General features: G+C 37.9%; 2 protein-coding genes. Both read left to right on the forward strand.

Annotation, left to right across the window (positions count from 1 at the left end):
* Nucleotides 1–705 precede the first annotated feature (705 nt).
* Nucleotides 706–879, forward strand: coding sequence for a hypothetical protein (locus ACFVU2_RS21305; RefSeq protein ID WP_375839303.1), 174 nt, complete (start codon nt 706–708; stop codon nt 877–879).
* A gap of 90 nt (nt 880–969) precedes the next feature.
* Entirely contained in the window at nt 970–1,878 is a 909-nt protein-coding gene (locus ACFVU2_RS21310) for a hypothetical protein (RefSeq protein WP_375839305.1), read from the forward strand.
* Nucleotides 1,879–1,952: the final 74 nt, after the last annotated feature.

Below are 1,952 nucleotides of genomic sequence, written 5' to 3' on the forward strand. Positions count from 1 at the left end.
AACACAAAACGTGATTTTTGAAGCAAAACGGTTCCTCTTTATGGAGCCGTTTTTTTTATTTCCCGAAGGGTTATTTGTCAGAATGACAAACCGATTTCGAGCCGGCGAGAACCCATTGTCACACCACGATTTAGGGGGTGTGTATAAATGGGCACTCTCTGTGAAATTTGAAGCTTTGAAATTCCGAATGGCGCACTTATACACTCTGTCGAGTGAGTGCTAAAATGCTGAAGCATTTCCGTCAAGCGTGTGGAGGAATCTTGTAGAGAGATATAGCATAGATACCCGTATCTCTAGAGATATTTTGGTATATCCCTGCTATATCTATGGGGTATCTATGCTATATCTTTGGCTTCAAAAACGGCACCTGTTCTAAGAGCATAGAAACTCAACAGGCACAGCCTGTTTGACACCCTTTTTTTTAGGGTGGCACCGAGTTTCCTTATGCTCTTTTTCTCTGAAGCTAAACCTGTTTTATATGTCGTAGTCTTTTTATTGGGAGTGACCCCTTGCTGTACAATTTCCGGAGGTGCCGATAAGGGACGAATTTTCCCTTGTCGGTTGCCTTTGGGGATTGTAAGGGGTGGAGGCTCGGAATCAAAAGGAAACGAAATATCATTCCGAGTGTGCTTCTTTTTTCTGTTCTTGAATTCTATTATTTCCAATGTTAGAATTATGTTAACAACTTGTTAGGAGTGTGTTTGGATGGAAGAGAAAAAACAAATTGGACCTCGAATTACTGTTGAAACATTTAAAAAGCTAGAGTTATTAGCCGAACATTTTACAAAACACAATGAATTTGGAAGAGTTTCAAAAGATGCTGTAATTGAGTTTGCTATTAAGGAATTGTATAGGGACTATTTGGGAAAAGGACGCTAATTTTTGTTGAAAAACTGACTTCGGATTTGGGGTTCTTTATTATTAACTTGATTTTAATTAAACATTACAGGAAAAATTGAGGGGAAATGGATGGATAAACGCAATGGTGACGCGGTTTTCATAGCTCCAAATGATGTTGTAAAAGTGACCACTATGAATCACGTCATTGAAGTTCAGCATATGGAGAAGATGAACCGGAAAAATAATATCAAAAAATTGGACAAGGATAGGTTTGTAGACCTCTCTACTGGGGAGATCCGGGAGTTCGAGCATTCGGAAAATCGGCAGGAAAATTATAATTCTTTGAGACAAACCTTTAAGAAGCTGCGTTATTTGATAAATAACAATTTTATAGGACGGCCAAATGAATTACATATAACTTTGACATACAAGAAAAATATGACGGACACGAAAAAACTTTATAGTGATTTTCAAAATTTTATCGACAGGTTGCGTTATAAATACAAGAAAGAAAGTTCGATAGATTATTTATCGGTGGTAGAGCCACAAGGACGTGGAGCCTGGCATTGTCATGTTTTAATGCGCTTTAATGATTTGGATAAGATTTATATTAAAAATGCTGAATTAAGGAGTCTATGGGGTTTAGGATTTGTAACAATCAAGTCATTAAAGGATATAGACAACATAGGAGCCTATTTGAGCGCTTATTTGACTGATATAGACCTAGAAGATGTCCAAGACAGGGAAACAGCCTTAAAAGTGGCTTCAGAGGGCTGTGAGGTGCAAACAAAGATCGTAGAAGGTCGGGAAAAGAAATTTTTAAAAGGCGGACGGCTGCACATGTATCCTTCCGGAATGAATATGTATCGAAAATCAAAAGGGATTGTTAAGCCGGAACGGGAAGAAATGAAGTTCGGAGACATAAAAAAAGTAGTGGGTTCGGCAAAACCACACTACGAGAAAAGTTATCATGTCGAAAATGACAATTTTGAAAACACAATTTCGTTTCTCCAGTATAACACAAAACGTGATTTTTGAAGCAAAACGGTTCCTCTTTATGGAGCCGTTTTTTTTATTTCCCGAAGGGTTATTTGTCAGAATGACAAACCGAT

Origin of the sequence: Leifsonia sp. NPDC058194 (genome assembly GCF_042883605.1) — a bacterium.
Taxonomy (GTDB): domain Bacteria; phylum Actinomycetota; class Actinomycetes; order Actinomycetales; family Microbacteriaceae; genus Leifsonia.